Here is a 16380-nt window from a genome sequence, read left to right as displayed (position 1 = left end):
GCGATCCCTGGGCCAGTCGCAAAGGGTGAGTGATGCGCTCCAGATCCACGTGACTCCTCACCGGTTGCCGGGTGCAGCACATTCTATGACCGATGCCTACTCGGGACGCCACGACACAGCGACAGCCAGTTGCGCTAGATGCAATGTTCGTTTCAGAATCATCTACTGGACGCTAGATATCGCGCACTTTAGCGTGAAGTGGCATGGACGCATTGTCGTGTGCGGCAGCTTGACCGTAGGAACACCGATGTCGAAAGTTCGTGCGTCACCGACGATTTTCAACGCCGCAGCGTCGGCGCTCAGCGCGATCGGTTCCACAATCAAAGAGCTCAATGGCGCTGTCACCAGGCCCACCAACGCAACGATCGCTGCGGGCGCCGACGCGATGTCGGCTGCGGTGGCAGCGCTACTTGGTTCGCACGCACGCCAGTACCAGGAATTCAGCGCCGCGGCGGCCACGTTCCAGCATCACTTTGTGCAGCTCATCGCCGCAGGTGCGGAGCACTATGCCAGCGCCGAGACCGCCAGTGATGCACAGCTACCGCCGCTACAGAGTCTGCTCGCCAACCCCGTGCAGTCAATCACCGGACGGCCGCTGATGGGCAACGGTGCCGACGGGGCCTCAGGCACCGGGCAGAACGGCGGCGACGGCGGGTGGCTTTGTGGCAACGGCGGCCGCGGCGGCTCAGGAGCGCCCGGACAGAACGGCGGCCGCGGCGGGTCAGCCGGGTTGTTCGGCAACGGCGGATCCGGCGGCCGGGGCGGCGCCGGGATCAATGGCATTGCGGGCCAACCCGGATTGCCCGGTGGTAGCGGAGGTGACGGCGGCGCGGGCGGCTGGGTACATGGTCAGGGCGGCAACGGCGGAGCCGGAGGCGCAGGCGGCAATGCCGGAACCGGGAGCGTCAGCTCTATCCACAACGGCGGCGACGGGGGCGATGGTGGCGCCGGCGGGCGCGGCGGTCTCGTGTCCGGCAATGGTGGCGCCGGCGGCCTCGGTGGCGACGGCGGGGATGCCGCCGGCTCCACGACACGCGCCCAGGTGGGCGGAACCGGCGGGATGGCCGGCAACGGCGGCAATGGCGGGCGCAGCGGCCGGTTCTACGGTGATGGCGGTGCCGGTGGCAACAGCGGACACGGCGGCTCTTTTGCTGCGGACGACAGCGTCGCGAGCGGCGCCAGTGGCAGCTACTTCGGCGCATCCGCCGGTCGGGGTGGAGACTCGGGCTTGATCGGCAACGGAGGCGCCGGAGGGGACGGAGGCCATGGAGGCGTGGGCCAACCGGTGACCGCGGTGGCGGCCATCCGTGGCGGCGACGGTGGCGATGGTGGCGACGGGGGCGACGGGGGCAATGGCGGATTCCTCTACGGAAACGGCGGGAGCGGCGGCTTCGGTGGCAATGGCGCGGGAGGCGGAAACACGGTCAACCCGGTGGGCACGACGCGCGACGGCAACGGCGGTTGCGGCGGATTCGGCGGGTCGGGCGGGCGCAGCGGCCTGATCGGTAACGGCGGAACAGCCGGTCCGGGCGGAAGCGGCGGCAACGGCGGTCATGGTGGTAACCGGGGCGGAGATGCGGGCCCCGGCGCGCTCGGGGGGTTCGGTGGAGACGCTCGACTGTTCGGCAGTGGTGGCGCCGATGGCAGCGTCGGCGCTGACGGCATCCCAGGCTGCGCCAACGGCGAGATTCTCTGGACGAGCGACGGTGGTGCCGGCGCGCCGCGCCGCCGCGGCGGGCGCCTTCAATGGTTTTCGCGTCAGCTGCTCGGCAGCCCGGGAGCCGACGGATCTCTCTAACAAGCAGTGCTCGCGGCCTCACGGAATGCCGGTATGCCGGTGATGGCATAACCGACTATGAGGGTGTGGATCTCGCTGTTCCCTCGTAGGGTGCGCCTCGTCGAACTCGCTGGCCTCACAATAACCCTTGCGAAATATGCAAGCTTCATTCAAGAAGCATCTACTGGACGCGTACGATGGCCGGCGCTAGCGTGGCATTCATCGGACCGTACTGCCAGCTCAGGGCCGGTTGAGGTGTCGAGAAACGGAAGCCAACAGATGCGAACACGATGGGAGTCCCGGCTGCGCGCCGGGGACCTGGGTCAGCTGAGTGACCTGCTCAAAGGGATCGGCCTGGCAGAGCAGTTCACCGGTGATGCCGTGCTGCACGGAAGCGACCCGGTGATCCGCTCACCTCATCGTCTCGGCGAGGCTTCGGCAGCAGCGTTGCTCCTGATCGCCGCCGCGGGCGCCGCGATATGGCAGAACCGCAGTGGCACGAAAACGGATATCTCGACCGACATCATCCATGCACTGCATTATCTGCACCCCACGCATTACGTCAGGCAGGGCCGCTTCCGGCAGAATGTCGGCGCCGAACACGTGCCGACGAATGGGATTTTCCAGACGCGAGACAAGCGCTACATCATGATCGAAGCCGGTCCGCCCTACCCGAAGCTCTTGTCTGGCTACCTCGACTTCTTCGATTGTGGCAACAATAGAGCGGCGCTCGCCCGGGAAATCGCAAAATGGGATGCCGAGCAGCTTGAGGATGCGCTGAGCGACGCCGGGTTGCCGGCGTGCCGCGCGTTCACCCGCGATGAATGGCTGCTGCACCCCCAGGGCCGGACGCTGGCCGCCTCGGCGCCGATCGAGATCGTGAAGATCGCCGACGGTGAGCCGATTCCCTTTGCAGCCAAAGGCGCGTCGCCGCTTGACGGCATCCGAGTGCTCGATTTCACCCACGTGCTGGCCGGCCCCAGAAGTACCCGCACGCTGGCGGAGTACGGTGCTGACGTCCTGCGCATCACCTCGCCGTTTCACGCCGACACCCTCCCCCAGCACCTTGGTACCGACGCCGGCAAGTACAACGCCTATCTCGACCTGCGCTGCAGCGAGGATATCGCCGCGATGCGGGAATTGGCTTCTGACGCAGACGTATTCGCGACGACCTACCGGCCCGCGGTGAATGCACGCTTCGACCTGCTTCCCCACTCCCTCGCAGCGCGGAGCAACCGCGGGCTGGTATACATGTCGGCCACCGCGTACGGTCACCGCGGCCCCTGGCAAGGACGTCCGGGGTTCGACCAGAACGCGCAAGTGGCAACGGGTTTCGCAATGACCGAAGGCCAGGGCGGCCCGCCCCGGTTCTCTCCGGTCTTCTACCTCGCCGATCTGATCACCGGATACCTGGCCGCAGCAGGCATCATGGCGGCTTTGTATCGACGCGCCAGCGAGGGTGGTTCCTATCACGTGAAGGTATCGCTCGCGCGCAGCACCATGTGGGTTCAGGAGTTCGGGTTGCTGGACTCCGGCATCCAAGCCGGGCTGCCTCGCACTGATATCTATCCGGCGCAGACATTCTCGGTCGAGACCGCCTACGGGCCGGTCAGAAACCTCGCCCCGTCCGTGACATTCTCCGACCTGACACTCCCCGCTACCGATCGGCTGGTGCCCTACGGCTCTGACCCCCCGTCCTGGCCGGCACGTCGCATCGTGACGCCCCGGTAACCACGAGGGCAGACCCCCGAAGAGCCACGTGAAGATCGCTGCGCATCTTCTGAGGCAGGACTTTGCGCCCATCGGGGGTCGTCGCACGAGTGCCGGCCCCCTCGGCAATGGGGACCGCTGCAGAATTCAGAGCTGACCTGTCAGTTGCGGAAAAAGCAAGCGACTCTTGCAAATTACGTGGTGGACCTTTATCGATTCGTGAACTTAGCATCGCAGTGTGAGCAGCATCACAGCAACTCAGCACGGTCCGTTGACCTTTGGCGCACACGCTGACGGCCTTGCGCTGCAAGCAAAGCGAACGACGCCGACGCGTCGCATTTCGCGGCCGATCCACACGCGTTCACGACTCAGGAGGTAAAGCAGTGACCTTGTCAGAACCCCTCGCGGAATTGTGTGTGGATTCTCCCGGCGACCTCACCACTCCGTATCACAGCCTTCGCGGGAGCCTGCGCGACTTCCGGCAACCGTCCGGCGGCGACTTGATCGACCGGCTCGACGCGTTCTACCAGTGGCAGGATCTGCGCCGCACCCATGGGCTGTGGTCCTACGGTAGGTCCACAGAAGCGGGCCCACGACCATACGCGACGGTGTACGACGATCACGGCCGCAAGATGGCCGGAGTGAATTTCGCGTCGCAGGATTACCTGTCACTCTCCGGCCATCCCGAGATCAAGGCCACGGCGCGCGCCGCCATCGACGAGTACGGCGTGCACAGTGCCGGTTCACCGGCACTGGTCGGCAATACCTCGGTGTCTCTTGCTCTGGAACAACGCATCGCCGAATTCCTCGCGGTCGAGCATGTCAGCCTATTCCCCACCGGATGGGCGGCGGGCTTCGGAGTCATCAGAGGTTTGGTGCGCCCCCAGGATCACATTGTGATGGATCGACTCGCTCATGCGTGCTTACAGGAGGGCGCGCAGGCCGCGACGCGCAACATTCACCTGTTCGAGCACAACGATCTCGAAGATGTGTGCAGCAAGCTGCGGGCTATCCGATCCCTGGACACGAAATGCGGCGTCATGGTGGTGACGGAAGCGTTGTTCTCGATGGACTCCGACACCCCTGATATCGCCGTCATGCAAGGGCTGTCCAGCGAATTCGGGGCGACTCTGGTCGTTGACGTGGCGCACGACCTCGGCGCGATCGGCAAAGGCGGTCGCGGGCACCTCGGCGTTCAATCCATGATCGGGAAGGTCGATCTGGTGATGGGATCGTTCTCGAAGACGTTCGCCTCCAATGGCGGATTCGTCGCGACCCAGCACCGCAAAGTCAAGGAGTACCTGCGTTTCTATTCGTCACCGAATACCTTCTCCAACGCGCTCTCTCCCGTGCAAGCAGCGATCGTCCTGAAAGCGTTCGACATCATGGACAGCGACGAAGGCGAAACGCTAAGACAGCGCCTGATGGCCAACATCCTGCAATTGCGTACCAGGCTGGGACGCGAGGGCTTTGAGATATACGGAGACCCGTCACCGATCGTCTGCGTCAGGATGGGATCAGAGAGCGTGGCCCGCCTCGTCAGTCGTCAGTTGCATGCCAACGGCCTGGTGGCCAATCTCGTTGAGTACCCGGCGGTCGCGCGTGATCAGGCGCGGTTCCGTATGCAGGTGATGGCTCACCACAGCGGCGACGACATCATCGACGCGGTGCAGAGAATCAGCGAAAGTTATCGATATGCGTGTGCCGAGCACCGGGCGCTGGAAAATCCGGCTGCGGACTGAGTGGCGCGGTTCGCCCGCATCACGACCCGATTCCTGCCCCGACTGGTGAGTACCGCGCTCCAGCCGACCTGGCCGAGTCATCGCGGTGGCGGGGACGGGGACAGACGGAAGCATCACTGCGGACCGCGGACTCATTCCTTTGCCGCACCGGCGACGGCAACGAGCCGCCGCAGTCGGGGCAGGCTCCACCGACACCAGGTGGTTTCGAGGGCGGCGGCCAGCGTTCGGCCGGGAACCCAGCGGGGTACATCGAAGTCGATGCGATAGTCCAAAAGTGTGCCGCCACCGGGAGCACGATGAAGTTCAATGCGTCCCAGATGATTTCGCACCGGCCCCTTGATGGTGCGGTATTCGATGATGCACGGCGGTCGGTAGGTGACGATTTCCTCCTGAATTCGCCACATCCCCAGCACGCGTTGCGATCGCACCGAGCGCAGACCGTCGGGTTCCGCGGCACTCACTCCGTCACGCACCCGGCGCTGACGGGCCGGCCACAGCGCCGACCACTGCCGGCTGAGAACCCGAAAAAGCTGCTCCGCAGGCACCTCGAGCGTTGCCCTGAACTGCAGCTGGTGACGTCCCACCGGACGCGCCGCGACCGCGTCCGACGGCGCGGGCTCCCCGCTGCGAGCGATCAGCCAGTCAACCAGGAAGGGAAACACATCGGTTCGTGCGACGGGATGCAAGAGAGTGTTCGCATGCGCGTAATCGCGGGCGAATCCCGTTGCTCGCGCGGCAGACTGCACTCGTCTATCCCGGCCGGGTGTCGGCCGTACCAGCCGGCGGCTGCGCGGGGCCGGGGCGATGAGGTCCCGGGGCGCGGTGATAGCAAGTATCGGTACGTCCACCGTCGCGAGGACGTTCGACAGGCAGCGGTGACCCCGCTCGGCAACGCCCCAGTCGACAGCGTCGCCGAGGGCGGCGACCGGCTCGTCTTCGGGACCGAGACGCAGTCGCCGGGCCGGGAATACCCCGTCCCACATCCGGGAGCGCAACGCAGCAGCGACAAATCGATTGGCCAACAACGGGATATCGACCGCGGAGTTGACCAAGACCAAGCCTGCCAGATCCGATCGGTCCAGCGTCTCGGCGGCCGCACGTGCCAAGGCCACACCGCCGAAAGAATGCCCGATCCAGAACGCCGGGCGGCAGGACTCGGCTGCAACCAGCCGCTGGACCGCCGGCAGGTCAACTCGAACCGTTTCCTCCCAGCCGGCTCGCGTGCCGATCGCCAGCGCTACCCCGCCGGTTCTGCGTCGCTCGACGATCCATGGGTCGAAGCCGCGGTCGGCCAGGGTGTCGGCGAGACCGCCCTGCCACAAGTACAGCCTCCGATTGTCGAACATCCCGGGCAGCAGCACCACCGGGATCCCGCGACCCTGGCCGACCCGGGTGATGCGGAATCGCCCGCCATCGCGCACCGTCGCCACCGCGGCTCGAAGCCGGTGTCGCGTGGACGGCTGTTCGGTCCACGCGACAGCGACCGATTTATCGCCCTGCGTCTGTGATTCGCTGGTCATGTTGAGCGGGATGGTCAGTGGAACAGTCCCGACTCTTGATTCTGCGCATTGAAGATGCCCGACACCTCGTTGCCCAAGTTCGCTATCCCCGAATTGAATTGGACCAGGGCGCCGTCGGCGATGGTGCCGGCGTTGAAGAAACCGGAGATGAATTGCCCTGTGCTGTTGACGAATCCGGACATGTTCGCCGGACCGGTGTAGGTAGGCCCGGTGTTTCTGAAGCCGGAGCTGTAAGCGCCCGAGTTCAGGAAGCCGGAGCCGAAGTTTCCGTGATTCTCGAAGCCGGAGGAACCGACCGTGCCCTGGATGACCTTCCCACCGATGATGCTGGTGATGTTGTCGGCGGAATCGACACCCGAGTTGTTCAGGCCCTGGTTGGCAACGCCCGACTGGTTGTAACCGCCACGCCCGAATTCGCCGTCGATCGCGTTGGAGAAGCCCGAGTTGGCGAAGTTCTGATTGAAGGGACTGACGGGTCCGGTGTTGAGGTTTCCGCCGTTGAGGATTCCCGTGTTCACTCCCCCGGAGTTGCCGTAACCCGTGTTGATATCACCCGAATTGAAGCCGCCGGTGTTCGTGCTGCCGCCGTTGAAGCTGCCGAAGTTCGCGGTGCCCGAGTCGAAGAACCCGGTGTTGGTGTCGCCCGAATTGAACAGGCCGGTGTTGGTGGCACCCGAATTGAACAAGCCCGTGTTGGTGCTGCCCGAGTTGAAGAACCCGGTGTTGGTGGACCCCGAGTTGAACAATCCGGTGCTGTAGCTGCCTGAGTTGCCCAGGCCGGTATTGAGATATCCCGAGTTGCCGATACCGGTATTCCAAACGCCGGACGTGCCGAATTCAACGCTGAGCGGCCCGACGCCCTGGCCCGAGTTCGCGATACCCCAATTGTCGTCGCCGGAGTTGAAGAACCCGATGTTGTTGGTCCCCGAGTTGAACAGGCCGATGTTTCCCGAACCGCCGTTCAATCCGACGAAGTTGACGCCGATCTGATGGTCGCCGGACAGTCCGAAGCCGATGTTGTTGTTGCCCTTGTTGCCCAATCCGACGTTGTTGCTGCCGAGATTGCCGGAGCCCCAGTTGGCATTGCCCAGATTTCCGCTGCCGACGTTCGCAGAACCCGTATTGCCACTACCCAGGTTGGAGTTGCCGGTGTTCCCCAGGCCGAAATTGCCATCACCGGTGTTGCCGCTGCCCAGGTTATGGCCACCCCAATTGCCGCTGCCCAGGTTCGAGCTGCCGAGGTTCCCGCTGCCCAAGTTCGAGTTACCCAGATTCCCGAGTCCGACGTTGGCGTTGCCGGCATTTCCGCTACCCACATTCAACCCGCCAGCGTTGCCGCTGCCCGAGTTGTAGCTGCCCACATTGCCGCTGCCCACATTCATGGCGGCAGAAAGTTGAGTCCCCAAACTCCCCTTGCCTGAGGCACCGTTTCCGCTGCCAAGGTTGAATGTGCCGAAGTTTCCGCTGCCCAGGTTGTAGTTGCCGCTGTTGCCGAAGCCCGCGTTCAGTGCGCCGACGTTGCCGAGGCCCACATTGAGTGCGCCGACGTTGCCCGGGGTGAGGTTGATGGTTCCCCCGATCGGGCCGACGTCGAAGTACAGACCCTCCGGTGTGACATACCACGGCGTCAGCGGTGCGATCGCGGCCGCGGCCGCGGCGTGATACTCGGCCATGGCGGCGACATCTTGCGCCCAGATCTGCTCGTACGTTGCCTCAGCGGCCGCGATCGCAGGCGCGTTCTGCCCGAACAGATTCGATGCCACCAAAGAGATCAGCTGGGAGCGGCTGGACGCTACGACAACGGGATGCACGATGGCGGCACGCGCCTCATCGAACAACGCCGCTACGCTGCCGGCTCCCCCCGCTGCCTGCTCAGCTTGCGCGGCCGCAGCAGTGAGCCAATCCACGTACCTTTGCGCTACACCCGTCATCGCCTGTGCCGCGGGTCCCTGCCAGGACTGACCCGCGAGCCCAAGTGTCACCGAGGAGAAGCTGCTCGCGGCCGACTGCAGATCATCGGCCAGTCCGCTCCAGGCGCCCGCCGCCGCCATCATCGGTCCCGACCCCGCCCCGGCGAACATCAGGGCCGAGTTGATCTCCGGCGGAAGCACGAAAAAGTTCACGACGACCTCATTCATCAGACAAGCTGTGCCCAGAAGCCGAGTCTTTTGGTGTCACAGCGCAATCAAAGGTGCGGGGCACCACCGACGCCAGTCCGTAACCCGCCATGAGCCACGCTATGCAACATCGCTCGGGACGGTCCAGTAGAAGGTTGCGAACTTAAACTTGCGTCTCAGACAACCTTCGCGACGGATCGCTTTTTCGTGCGTCCACGGCGATGCGACCGACTTCATGGAAGGTGAGCGCGGCACCGGCAGGCCACAATGCCCGGAAGTCCGCAACACCTGCTGCTCACGAATCTGGTTGTGCCACAGGTCGTGACAGCCGATCAGAATCGCAGATAGGGCAGCGCGACAACGACGGCTCGGCGTTATGCATCGGCCGCCGCCATTATCCGAGCGTCTTGACGGACCCTGAACAGCGCTCTGCGGGCGCCACTTTCAGCTCAGTGTCGACGACCCGACCACTCCTGGGCTGCCGAACCACAGGCCGCCCGCCCCGCCGCGACCGCTGGGTCCGCCGGCGACCGGAGCGTTGAAGGCAGCCCCGCCGCTTCCTCCGTTGCCGCCGTTGCCGAGCAGTTTGGCGTTACCGCCGGCGCCGCCGGCACCGGCATTGCCGAACCCGCCTACATAGACATTGCCGCCGCTCCCGCCGCTACCACCTGAACCGGTGAGATTGCCGGCGTCTCCCCCGGTGCCGCCCGTCCCGCCGCCGAAGCTGCCCCAGCCGCCCGTGCCTCCGGATCCGCCGTCACCGAACACGATGCCGCCGGCACCGCCGAACCCGCCGGTCCCACCGTAAGTGCCGAACCCTCCGGCGCCGCCGGTCCCGCCTATTCCCACCAGCGACCCGCCCGCGCCACCGCTGCCGCCGGCACCGCCGACCCAATTGGCGGTAGGCACGTCCGCAATTCCCCCGTACCCGCCGGCGCCGCCGGTGCCGCCGAAGCCGATAAGGCCGGCGGCTCCGCCGTTTCCACCGGCGCCGCCGGTACCGGCGGTCGTATCCGGGTTGACGGAGCCGCCGGCTCCGCCGGTGCCTCCCAAACCGAGGATTCTGCCGCCCGCACCGCCGTCACCGCCGTGTCCGCCAACGTAGGGCCCCTGATTTGGTCCCGAGGATCCGCCGACCCCACCGACGCCTCCTGCGCCGAACAACCCTGCGGAGCCGCCCGTACCACCGGCTCCGGGGGCCGCGCCGTTGAGGGCTTGTCCGCCAGCCCCGCCGTCCCCGCCGGCGCCGAAGATCATCCCGCCAGTGCCGCCGTTGCCGCCGGCGCCTGCGGTATTGACCGAATCTCCGCCGGCGCCACCGGCTCCGCCGCGGCCGAACAGTCCCGTCGCGCCGCCGCTCCCGCCGGCATGACCGGACCCGCCCGCACCTCCGGCCCCCCCGCTGCCCCATAACAAGCCTCCGGCACCCCCGGATCCGGCGGCTGCGCCGTCGCCGCCATTGGTACCGAACCCGCCGGCACCCCCCGCGCCACCGTTTCCGAAAAGTCCTGCTGCACCACCGTTTCCGCCTGATTGTCCCTCGCCACCGGATCCACCGTTGCCGCCGTTGCCCCACAACAGTCCCCCGTTGCCGCCGTTGGCACCGGATTGCGGGGCGGCATCGGCGCCGTCGCCGATCAGCGGTCGGTTCAGCAGCAGCAAGGTCGGTGCGTTGACGGCGGCGAGTAGCTCCTGTTGCAGGGTCTGCAGTGAGGTGTTGACGGCCTCGGCAGTGGCATAGGCGCCGGCGCCCGCGTTCATCGACCGGATGAACTGGCTGTGGAAAGCCGCTGCCCGGGTGCTGACTTCTTGATATGCCTGAGCATGTGCGCCGAACAATTCGGCGATTGTCGTCGACACTTCGTCAGCGCCTGCCGCAACCACAGCGGTGGTGGGAGCCATCGCCGCCACATTTGCCTGGCTGACTGCCGAGCCGATGTCCGCCAGATCCGATGCCGCGGCAATGAGCAACTCGGGCACCGCATGAACAAACGACATCGGTCGCCTCCGTGGCAGATCGTTCGGGGATCTTCGGTGCGACCAAGCAATCACATTTCCACCACAGACGCGACCGCCGTATCTCGCCAAATTGCAAGGCAACATTGCGTTTTGCTCCGCCTTTAGCCCATCTGCTTGCGGCCGTCGAGCCACCCGGTTGAGCTGCGGCGAAGGCTAACTCCGGCATCAACTCTCACAACGCGCAGGAGCTCGCACGAGCGGCGTCGCCGTCAACAGCGTCTTCGAAATTGTGTAAGTTAATCGCCGGCTGCGAACGGTTGCAGCGTCTCAAAGTAACTCGCCGGCAGACGGTACCGAATGATGTCTTGCGCGCCGCGCTGGCCAGCTCATGGTGCGCCCGCGTGCCGCACAGTCTCGACCTCAGCTACTTTTGTCGGTGACGGTTTGCCGAATCGTGTTGATTCAGTGGGCTTTTCGCGTCCAATCCGGTGCTGTGCGTCTGCGACGACGCCTGTGTGGTAACACCCGTGGCAGCGTCAGACGAACTCAAATTTCGCAAGACTACGTGCCACACCTTGTACTGGACGCGATGCCGCGCCTGGGCCGAACCTGCTATTGCGAGCCTGAATCAAGTTCCCCCGGAAGGTAAGGCGATGGCTTTTGTGCACGTGGCGCCCGACGCGATGAGCATGGCGACATCACATCTGCAGGGAATCGGATCGGCGGTCAGTACCGCAAGCGCCGCGGCGTCCGGACTGACGACCGAAGTGTCGTCCGCGGCCGCTGACGAGGTTTCCGTTGCGATCGCAGCGTTGTTCAACGCTCATGGCCAGCAATATCAGGCGCTGAGCACCTACGCCGCGGCCTTTCACGATCGCTTCACGCAGACGCTGACCGCGGCGGCCGCGTCTTACTGGTCAGCTGAGGCCGTCAACGCCGACCCCCTGCAGCAGACCGCAAACCTCGCACTGACCGCCGTCAACGCACCTACCCAAGCGGTGCTCGGACGACCGTTGATCGGGAACGGCGCAGACGGTGCACCCGGCAGCGGCGCCAACGGGGGCGCCGGCGGCCTGCTGTTCGGCAACGGCGGTAACGGCGGCGCGGGGAAGGCCGGTCACGCGGGCGGCAACGGAGGGCCCGCAGGCCTGTTCGGCAACGGCGGGAGCGGCGGTGTGGGCGGGACCGGCGGCGGAGCGGGCGGCGCCGGCGGCAACGCGACCCTGTTCGGCAACGGCGGTGCCGGCGGTGCCGGCGGATTCGGCTCCGGCGCCGGCGGTATCGGCGGCAACGGCGGCTGGCTTTGGGGCACCGGTGGCAGCGGCGGTAACGGCGCCTCAGGCCTGGCCAACGGAGACGGTGGTGACGGCGGGGCCGGCGGCAATGCCGGTTTGCTAGGCAACGGCGGCAACGGCGGGTCCGGAGGTGCCGGCGGTTCGGGAACCTCCGGCGACAACGCCACTCAGCCAGACGCCGCGGGCGGTGCCGGCTCCACCGGCGGCAACGGCGGCCACGGCGGCGCGGGCGGGGACGGAGGACGCCAGGCAGGCAATGGCGGCAGCGGCGGCGCCGGCGGTACGGGCGGCAACGGGGGCGCGGGCGGCGCCGGCGCCAACGGTGGTAATGGCCATAACGACGGCGGCGCCGGGGGGGACGGCGGGATTGGTGGAAACGGCGGATCAGCCGGCCAGGCCAGGCACGGCTTGGCCGGGCACCCAGGTAGCGCCGGCGTGGGCGGTGACGGCGGCGCGGGTGGCAGGGGCGGCGACGGTGACCTCGCCGGCGACAATTATGGAGGCAACGGCGGTTCCGGCGGAAACGGTGGCGCCGGTGGCGGCGGAGTGTCCGGGGCGGCCGGTGGTAATGGCGGCGCCGGCGGAGCCGGCGGCACCGGCGGCAGCAGCGACGATGCGAACCGTCCTACGTTTGGCGGCACCGGCGGCACCGGCGGCACCGGCGGCACCGGCGGGGCCGGCAGCCAAACCGGCGGCGCAGGCGGCACCGGAGGGACCGGGGGCTCCGGCGGGGCCGGCACCTGGAACACCGACGGTTCATTCCGCGGTTTGAACATCGGCACCGCAAGCTTCGGCGGCTTCGGTGGCACCGGGGGCACCGGAGGCACCGGCGGCGCTGGCGGCGACATAGGCGGCACAGGCGGGACCGGCGGCACCGGCGGCAGCGGCGGCCTGGGAACCTGGAACGACTTCGGCATCCCCTTCGGCGGCCCTGGTGGCAATGGCGGGGTTGGCGGGAACGGAGGCCCGGGTGCAACCGGTGGCGACGGAGCCGCCGGGGGCATCGGCGGCAGGGGCGGCACCTCGCTCTACGGCATCGCACCGGGCGCCGCCGGCGGCGGTGGCGGGACCGGCGGCACCGGCGGCACCGGCAACGGCGGGCCCGGTGCGGTCGGCCGCGACGGCGAAAACGGAGACTTCGGGCAATACGGCGTCCCGGAAAGCCCCCGGTGGTTGTATACCCCCGGGATCGGCGGTGCGGGTGGGGCAGGCGGCACCGGCGGTAAGGGCGGCAGCGCGTAACCGCATCCGGCGTCAACCCTTCGGCTTCGGCCGCAGGACTGACATGATGAACCTCATGCTTACCTTGAACCCGCCGTTGGCCATCGATTCTGACGACGACTCCGTCGTGGGTTCCGTCGCAGTCATCGACAGCGTCGCGGTCGCGGGCTCGGCGGCTGTCGCCGGCAGCGTGGCGGTCGCCGGCTCGGTGGCGACCGCGGGCAGCGTGGCAGTGGCGGGATCGGTCTCCACCGCCGGCAGCGTCGCCGTCGCCGGATCGGCGGCCACCGCAGGAAGCATCGGAGTGGTCGCCAGCCTCCTGACCGTGGTGTGCGTGGCGGTCCGGGAATGCGTGGCCTGCCTGGCATGTATCGCCTGCACCCGCTGTGTCGCCTGCCTCGCCTGCGTGCGGTGCACCGACTGCATCGGATGCATCGGCTGCGTGAACTGTTCCGGACTGCGGAATGTGAAGGGCGCCAGGAATCTTCACGTGCAATCCGGCGAGTGAGCCGTCGCTCCGTAGGGTCGGCGCTCTGGGCCGCGGGAGTCGGCGCCTACCTGATCCTGGAAGCCGTCGCCGCTGCCGCCTATGTGCCGGCCTACAGCTATGCGCACGACTACATCAGTGATCTCGGCAGAGGGGGGCCACGCGCGTCACTGATGCATGCGGCGTTCTACCTGCAAGGCAGCATGTTCCTGCTCGGCGCGCTGTTCATGGTGCGCGCTCACGACCATCGCAGCCGCCTGTTCCTCGGCCTGGTCGCGGCTAACGCCGTTGGCAACGTCCTGGTCGGCACGGTGCACAGCGGGACGGTGCACGTCATCGGCGCGGCGCTGGCGCTCGCCGGCGGCAACGCCGCCATCCTGGCGGGAGCAAAACTGCTCGTGCCGCAGCTGCGGTGGTACCGCTGCGGCTCGACAGTTATTGCTGCACTGGGGTTTCTGTGTCTTGCGCTACTGGTGGCCGATCCCGTACCACTGCCGGTCGGTATGCGGGAACGCGGTAGCGCCTATTCAATCTTTCTGTGGCAGTTACTGACTGCCGCCCTGCTGGTCGCGCGCCGACCCCGCACCGCCATCAGGTACCGGTGAAATTCGGGGGTCACTTCTCCAGAAGCGCACGGGTGGTCGGGTTCGTTCACACCGCCAGAGCGGCTTGCCGGCCTGATCAACGCCCGTGCGGCACGATCTTCGGCGGAGCCAGAAAGCCGGTCTGGGCGATGGCAACCGATACACAGTTGCCGATCGGTCCGGCGGGGTCGACCAGCACAGCCGAACCAGTCGCAATCCCCTCGTAGCTGTAGTGGGTCAGGGAGGCCAGGCCCAGATGCGGTCCGTCGGGAAGCCTGCTCAGGGTGAGGGTGTAGTCGACGTTGATGAATTGCAGTCCCTTGGTCCCCCAGTTGGCGATGGATGCCGTGATGTCGCCGGCCATGGCCGCGCGGGTGAAAGCCGTCATCGGTTCGGTATCGACCAGTGGGCGCGTCTCCTGCACCCAGGTGTATTTCGGCCCGGGCGTCTGCGGCCAGTCGGGGTCTGGGTTCTGAATATCGGCGCCCCAACCGTACGTACGGATGAACAAGGACGCGACGTCGCGCTGGTCGCCCGGGAGCGTGGGCATGGGTACGGGTTGCGACCACACCTGCAAGTCGGGTTGCGGTCCACGGCGCAGGAAAAGAGCACTGGCCCTGGCGACTGAATTGCCGTTCTGGACAACAGCGGCGTCGACCAGGCGCAGTCGCCGGCGGTCCTGCCGCACGCGGGTGTGCACCTCGACCGGCTCCAGGGTGGTCGGACGCGGCAAATCGATAGTGAGACGCGCAGGGTGGAACTGCGGGTCATCCACCAGCCGTTCGGCCACCCAACCCAGCAGGCCGCCGACGACGTGGCCACTCAGCGATGCTCCCCAGCCTCCTCGCGCGATTTCGGTTGGTACCAAACGGTTTCCGTCACGCAAGAAGTAGGGCGGGTGCGGTGCCCGGGCATCGTCGTCGGAATTGCCTTTCACATCGCGTTTCTACAACACCTTGGCGCCGGCTCTGGCACGGGCCACCGCGGATCGGATTTCGGCGACGCGATCGGCACTGACGCCCGACGACGGTCGAGCGGCTGCGGCGGCACCAACTAGGAGCGTGTGGTCGCTGATCCTTCATCGGGGCTCGGCTGCGGCCAGGGGACGTCGCGGGTCATCCAACGTGCACTCAGGGCGACGGCCACGCCGCGTGTCGCCGCCCTGGATGCACGTTCGAGGCGGTAGATGTGCGCTGGGCGGGCAACCGCGAGGGCGGTTCAGCAGCTGGCTAGTTCCAGGCGAAGGTCGGTTGCTCCAACTCATCGACCGGGTCGTGGCGGCCCTCCAAGCCCAGCCAGCGCAGCTGCAACAGCACCGCGCCCGTCGGTGCGTGGATCAGGTCGTTGCCCAACGGGATCTGCACCACGGGTCGCGGGCTCTCGGCGATGCTGATGTAGCGCGGAGAGTCGTCACGCTGCAAGTGGTGCAACCCCACCCGGTAAACCGCCAGCACTTCGTCGGGCGCCGGACGCAGATCGAGTCGGCCCCCGCCCCACAGGACCACCGGTGTGATGACGTATCCCGACCGCGTCGGGTAGTCGTCGAGCAAACCCAACACCGCCGAATCTGACAGCCGCACTCCCACCTCTTCGTGCAACTCCCGCAGCGCAGCCTCGATCGGCGTTTCACCCGGATCGAGACGGCCCCCCGGCAGTGCCCACTGCGCGGCGTGGCTTCTGAGGCGAGATGTTCTGCGGCACAAGAGGAATGCCGCACCGCCGGCGACATCGATCATATGGCCGTCGAGCTCTTCGGGTATCGGACGGCCGCCGATCCACTCGTGCACGGGAGCGGGATCCACCCGGTCCTCCCCCACCACCGAGTCAACGAGCACCAGCGCCACGGCCGCCTGCCGTTTCGTCGGGTCGGTCACGGTACGGCGGTCGTGGCCGGCCAACCGCACCCTGATCTGTTCGCGCAGGGCGTCGTCATAGGCAATGGTCACCGCTCGACCATATGCCCGCCGA

11 protein-coding genes are annotated in these 16380 nt (G+C 66.9%); 6 read left to right on the top strand and 5 right to left on the bottom strand.

The features are described 5' to 3' along the window. Nucleotides 1–247 precede the first annotated feature (247 nt). The 3 genes from ACX9NE_RS01415 to ACX9NE_RS01405 all read left to right on the top strand — a co-directional run bounded on the left by ACX9NE_RS01415 (nucleotide 248) and on the right by ACX9NE_RS01405 (nucleotide 5229). The gene (locus tag ACX9NE_RS01415; protein WP_459360093.1) at nucleotides 248–1798 is read left to right on the top strand and encodes a PE family protein; all 1551 of its coding nucleotides are present in this window, start codon (nucleotides 248–250) and stop codon (nucleotides 1796–1798) included. Between the two features lie 258 nt (nucleotides 1799–2056). Next, nucleotides 2057–3508 (top strand): CoA transferase, encoded by a 1452-nt coding sequence (locus ACX9NE_RS01410; protein ID WP_459377712.1) that lies wholly within the window; start codon nucleotides 2057–2059, stop codon nucleotides 3506–3508. A gap of 479 nt (nucleotides 3509–3987) precedes the next feature. After that, nucleotides 3988–5229 carry an aminotransferase class I/II-fold pyridoxal phosphate-dependent enzyme gene (locus ACX9NE_RS01405; protein WP_459360095.1) on the top strand — a complete coding sequence of 414 codons (1242 nt, stop codon included), beginning with the start codon at nucleotides 3988–3990 and terminating at the stop codon, nucleotides 5227–5229. A 131-nt stretch (nucleotides 5230–5360) separates the two neighbouring features. On the opposite strand, the gene ACX9NE_RS01400 is transcribed toward ACX9NE_RS01405, so the two are convergent. The 3 genes from ACX9NE_RS01400 to ACX9NE_RS01390 form a co-directional block, all read right to left on the bottom strand. Then, complete coding sequence (locus ACX9NE_RS01400; protein ID WP_459360096.1) at nucleotides 5361–6749, bottom strand: SRPBCC family protein; 1389 nt, start codon at nucleotides 6747–6749, stop codon at nucleotides 5361–5363. A 14-nt stretch (nucleotides 6750–6763) separates the two neighbouring features. After that, a complete protein-coding gene (locus ACX9NE_RS01395) occupies nucleotides 6764–8887 on the bottom strand; it encodes a PPE domain-containing protein (RefSeq protein ID WP_459360097.1) in 2124 nt (707 codons plus the stop codon). A gap of 423 nt (nucleotides 8888–9310) precedes the next feature. Beyond that, complete coding sequence (locus ACX9NE_RS01390; protein ID WP_459360098.1) at nucleotides 9311–10864, bottom strand: PE family protein; 1554 nt, start codon at nucleotides 10862–10864, stop codon at nucleotides 9311–9313. 614 nt (nucleotides 10865–11478) lie between these two features. Here ACX9NE_RS01390 and ACX9NE_RS01385 point away from each other — a divergent pair. From ACX9NE_RS01385 to ACX9NE_RS01375, 3 genes are read left to right on the top strand one after another with little or no spacing between them, the layout of a single operon-like run. Continuing rightward, nucleotides 11479–13362: a PE family protein gene (locus tag ACX9NE_RS01385; protein WP_459360099.1), complete on the top strand. Its 1884-nt coding sequence runs from the start codon at nucleotides 11479–11481 to the stop codon at nucleotides 13360–13362. Between the two features lie 55 nt (nucleotides 13363–13417). Further along, nucleotides 13418–13849: a hypothetical protein gene (locus ACX9NE_RS01380; protein ID WP_459360100.1), complete on the top strand. Its 432-nt coding sequence runs from the start codon at nucleotides 13418–13420 to the stop codon at nucleotides 13847–13849. After that, nucleotides 13846–14433 carry a DUF998 domain-containing protein gene (locus ACX9NE_RS01375; protein WP_459360101.1) on the top strand — a complete coding sequence of 196 codons (588 nt, stop codon included), beginning with the start codon at nucleotides 13846–13848 and terminating at the stop codon, nucleotides 14431–14433. Before ACX9NE_RS01380 ends, ACX9NE_RS01375 begins: the two co-directional genes overlap by 4 nt. A gap of 76 nt (nucleotides 14434–14509) precedes the next feature. Here the strand turns inward: ACX9NE_RS01375 and ACX9NE_RS01370 are convergent, their stop codons facing one another. Further along, a complete protein-coding gene (locus ACX9NE_RS01370) occupies nucleotides 14510–15298 on the bottom strand; it encodes an acyl-CoA thioesterase domain-containing protein (protein WP_459360351.1) in 789 nt (262 codons plus the stop codon). Between the two features lie 343 nt (nucleotides 15299–15641). Beyond that, nucleotides 15642–16358: an NUDIX hydrolase gene (locus tag ACX9NE_RS01365; protein ID WP_459360102.1), complete on the bottom strand. Its 717-nt coding sequence runs from the start codon at nucleotides 16356–16358 to the stop codon at nucleotides 15642–15644. Nucleotides 16359–16380: the final 22 nt, after the last annotated feature.

Source organism: Mycobacterium sp. ML4 (genome assembly GCF_054515735.1).
Note: the sequence above shows the minus strand (reverse complement) of the source record. Positions and strands in the feature narration are given on the sequence as shown.

What these genes read in the sequence shown, in the direction of transcription:
- ACX9NE_RS01390 (WP_459360098.1), bottom strand. Translation starts at nt 10,864, where the DNA reads ATGTCGTTTGTTCATGCGGTGCCCGAGTTGCTCATTGCCGCGGCATCG.
- ACX9NE_RS01415 (WP_459360093.1), top strand. Translation starts at nt 248, where the DNA reads ATGTCGAAAGTTCGTGCGTCACCGACGATTTTCAACGCCGCAGCGTCG.
- ACX9NE_RS01380 (WP_459360100.1), top strand. Translation starts at nt 13,418, where the DNA reads ATGCTTACCTTGAACCCGCCGTTGGCCATCGATTCTGACGACGACTCC.
- ACX9NE_RS01395 (WP_459360097.1), bottom strand. Translation starts at nt 8,887, where the DNA reads ATGAATGAGGTCGTCGTGAACTTTTTCGTGCTTCCGCCGGAGATCAAC.
- ACX9NE_RS01410 (WP_459377712.1), top strand. Translation starts at nt 2,057, where the DNA reads ATGCGAACACGATGGGAGTCCCGGCTGCGCGCCGGGGACCTGGGTCAG.
- ACX9NE_RS01385 (WP_459360099.1), top strand. Translation starts at nt 11,479, where the DNA reads ATGGCTTTTGTGCACGTGGCGCCCGACGCGATGAGCATGGCGACATCA.
- ACX9NE_RS01400 (WP_459360096.1), bottom strand. Translation starts at nt 6,749, where the DNA reads ATGACCAGCGAATCACAGACGCAGGGCGATAAATCGGTCGCTGTCGCG.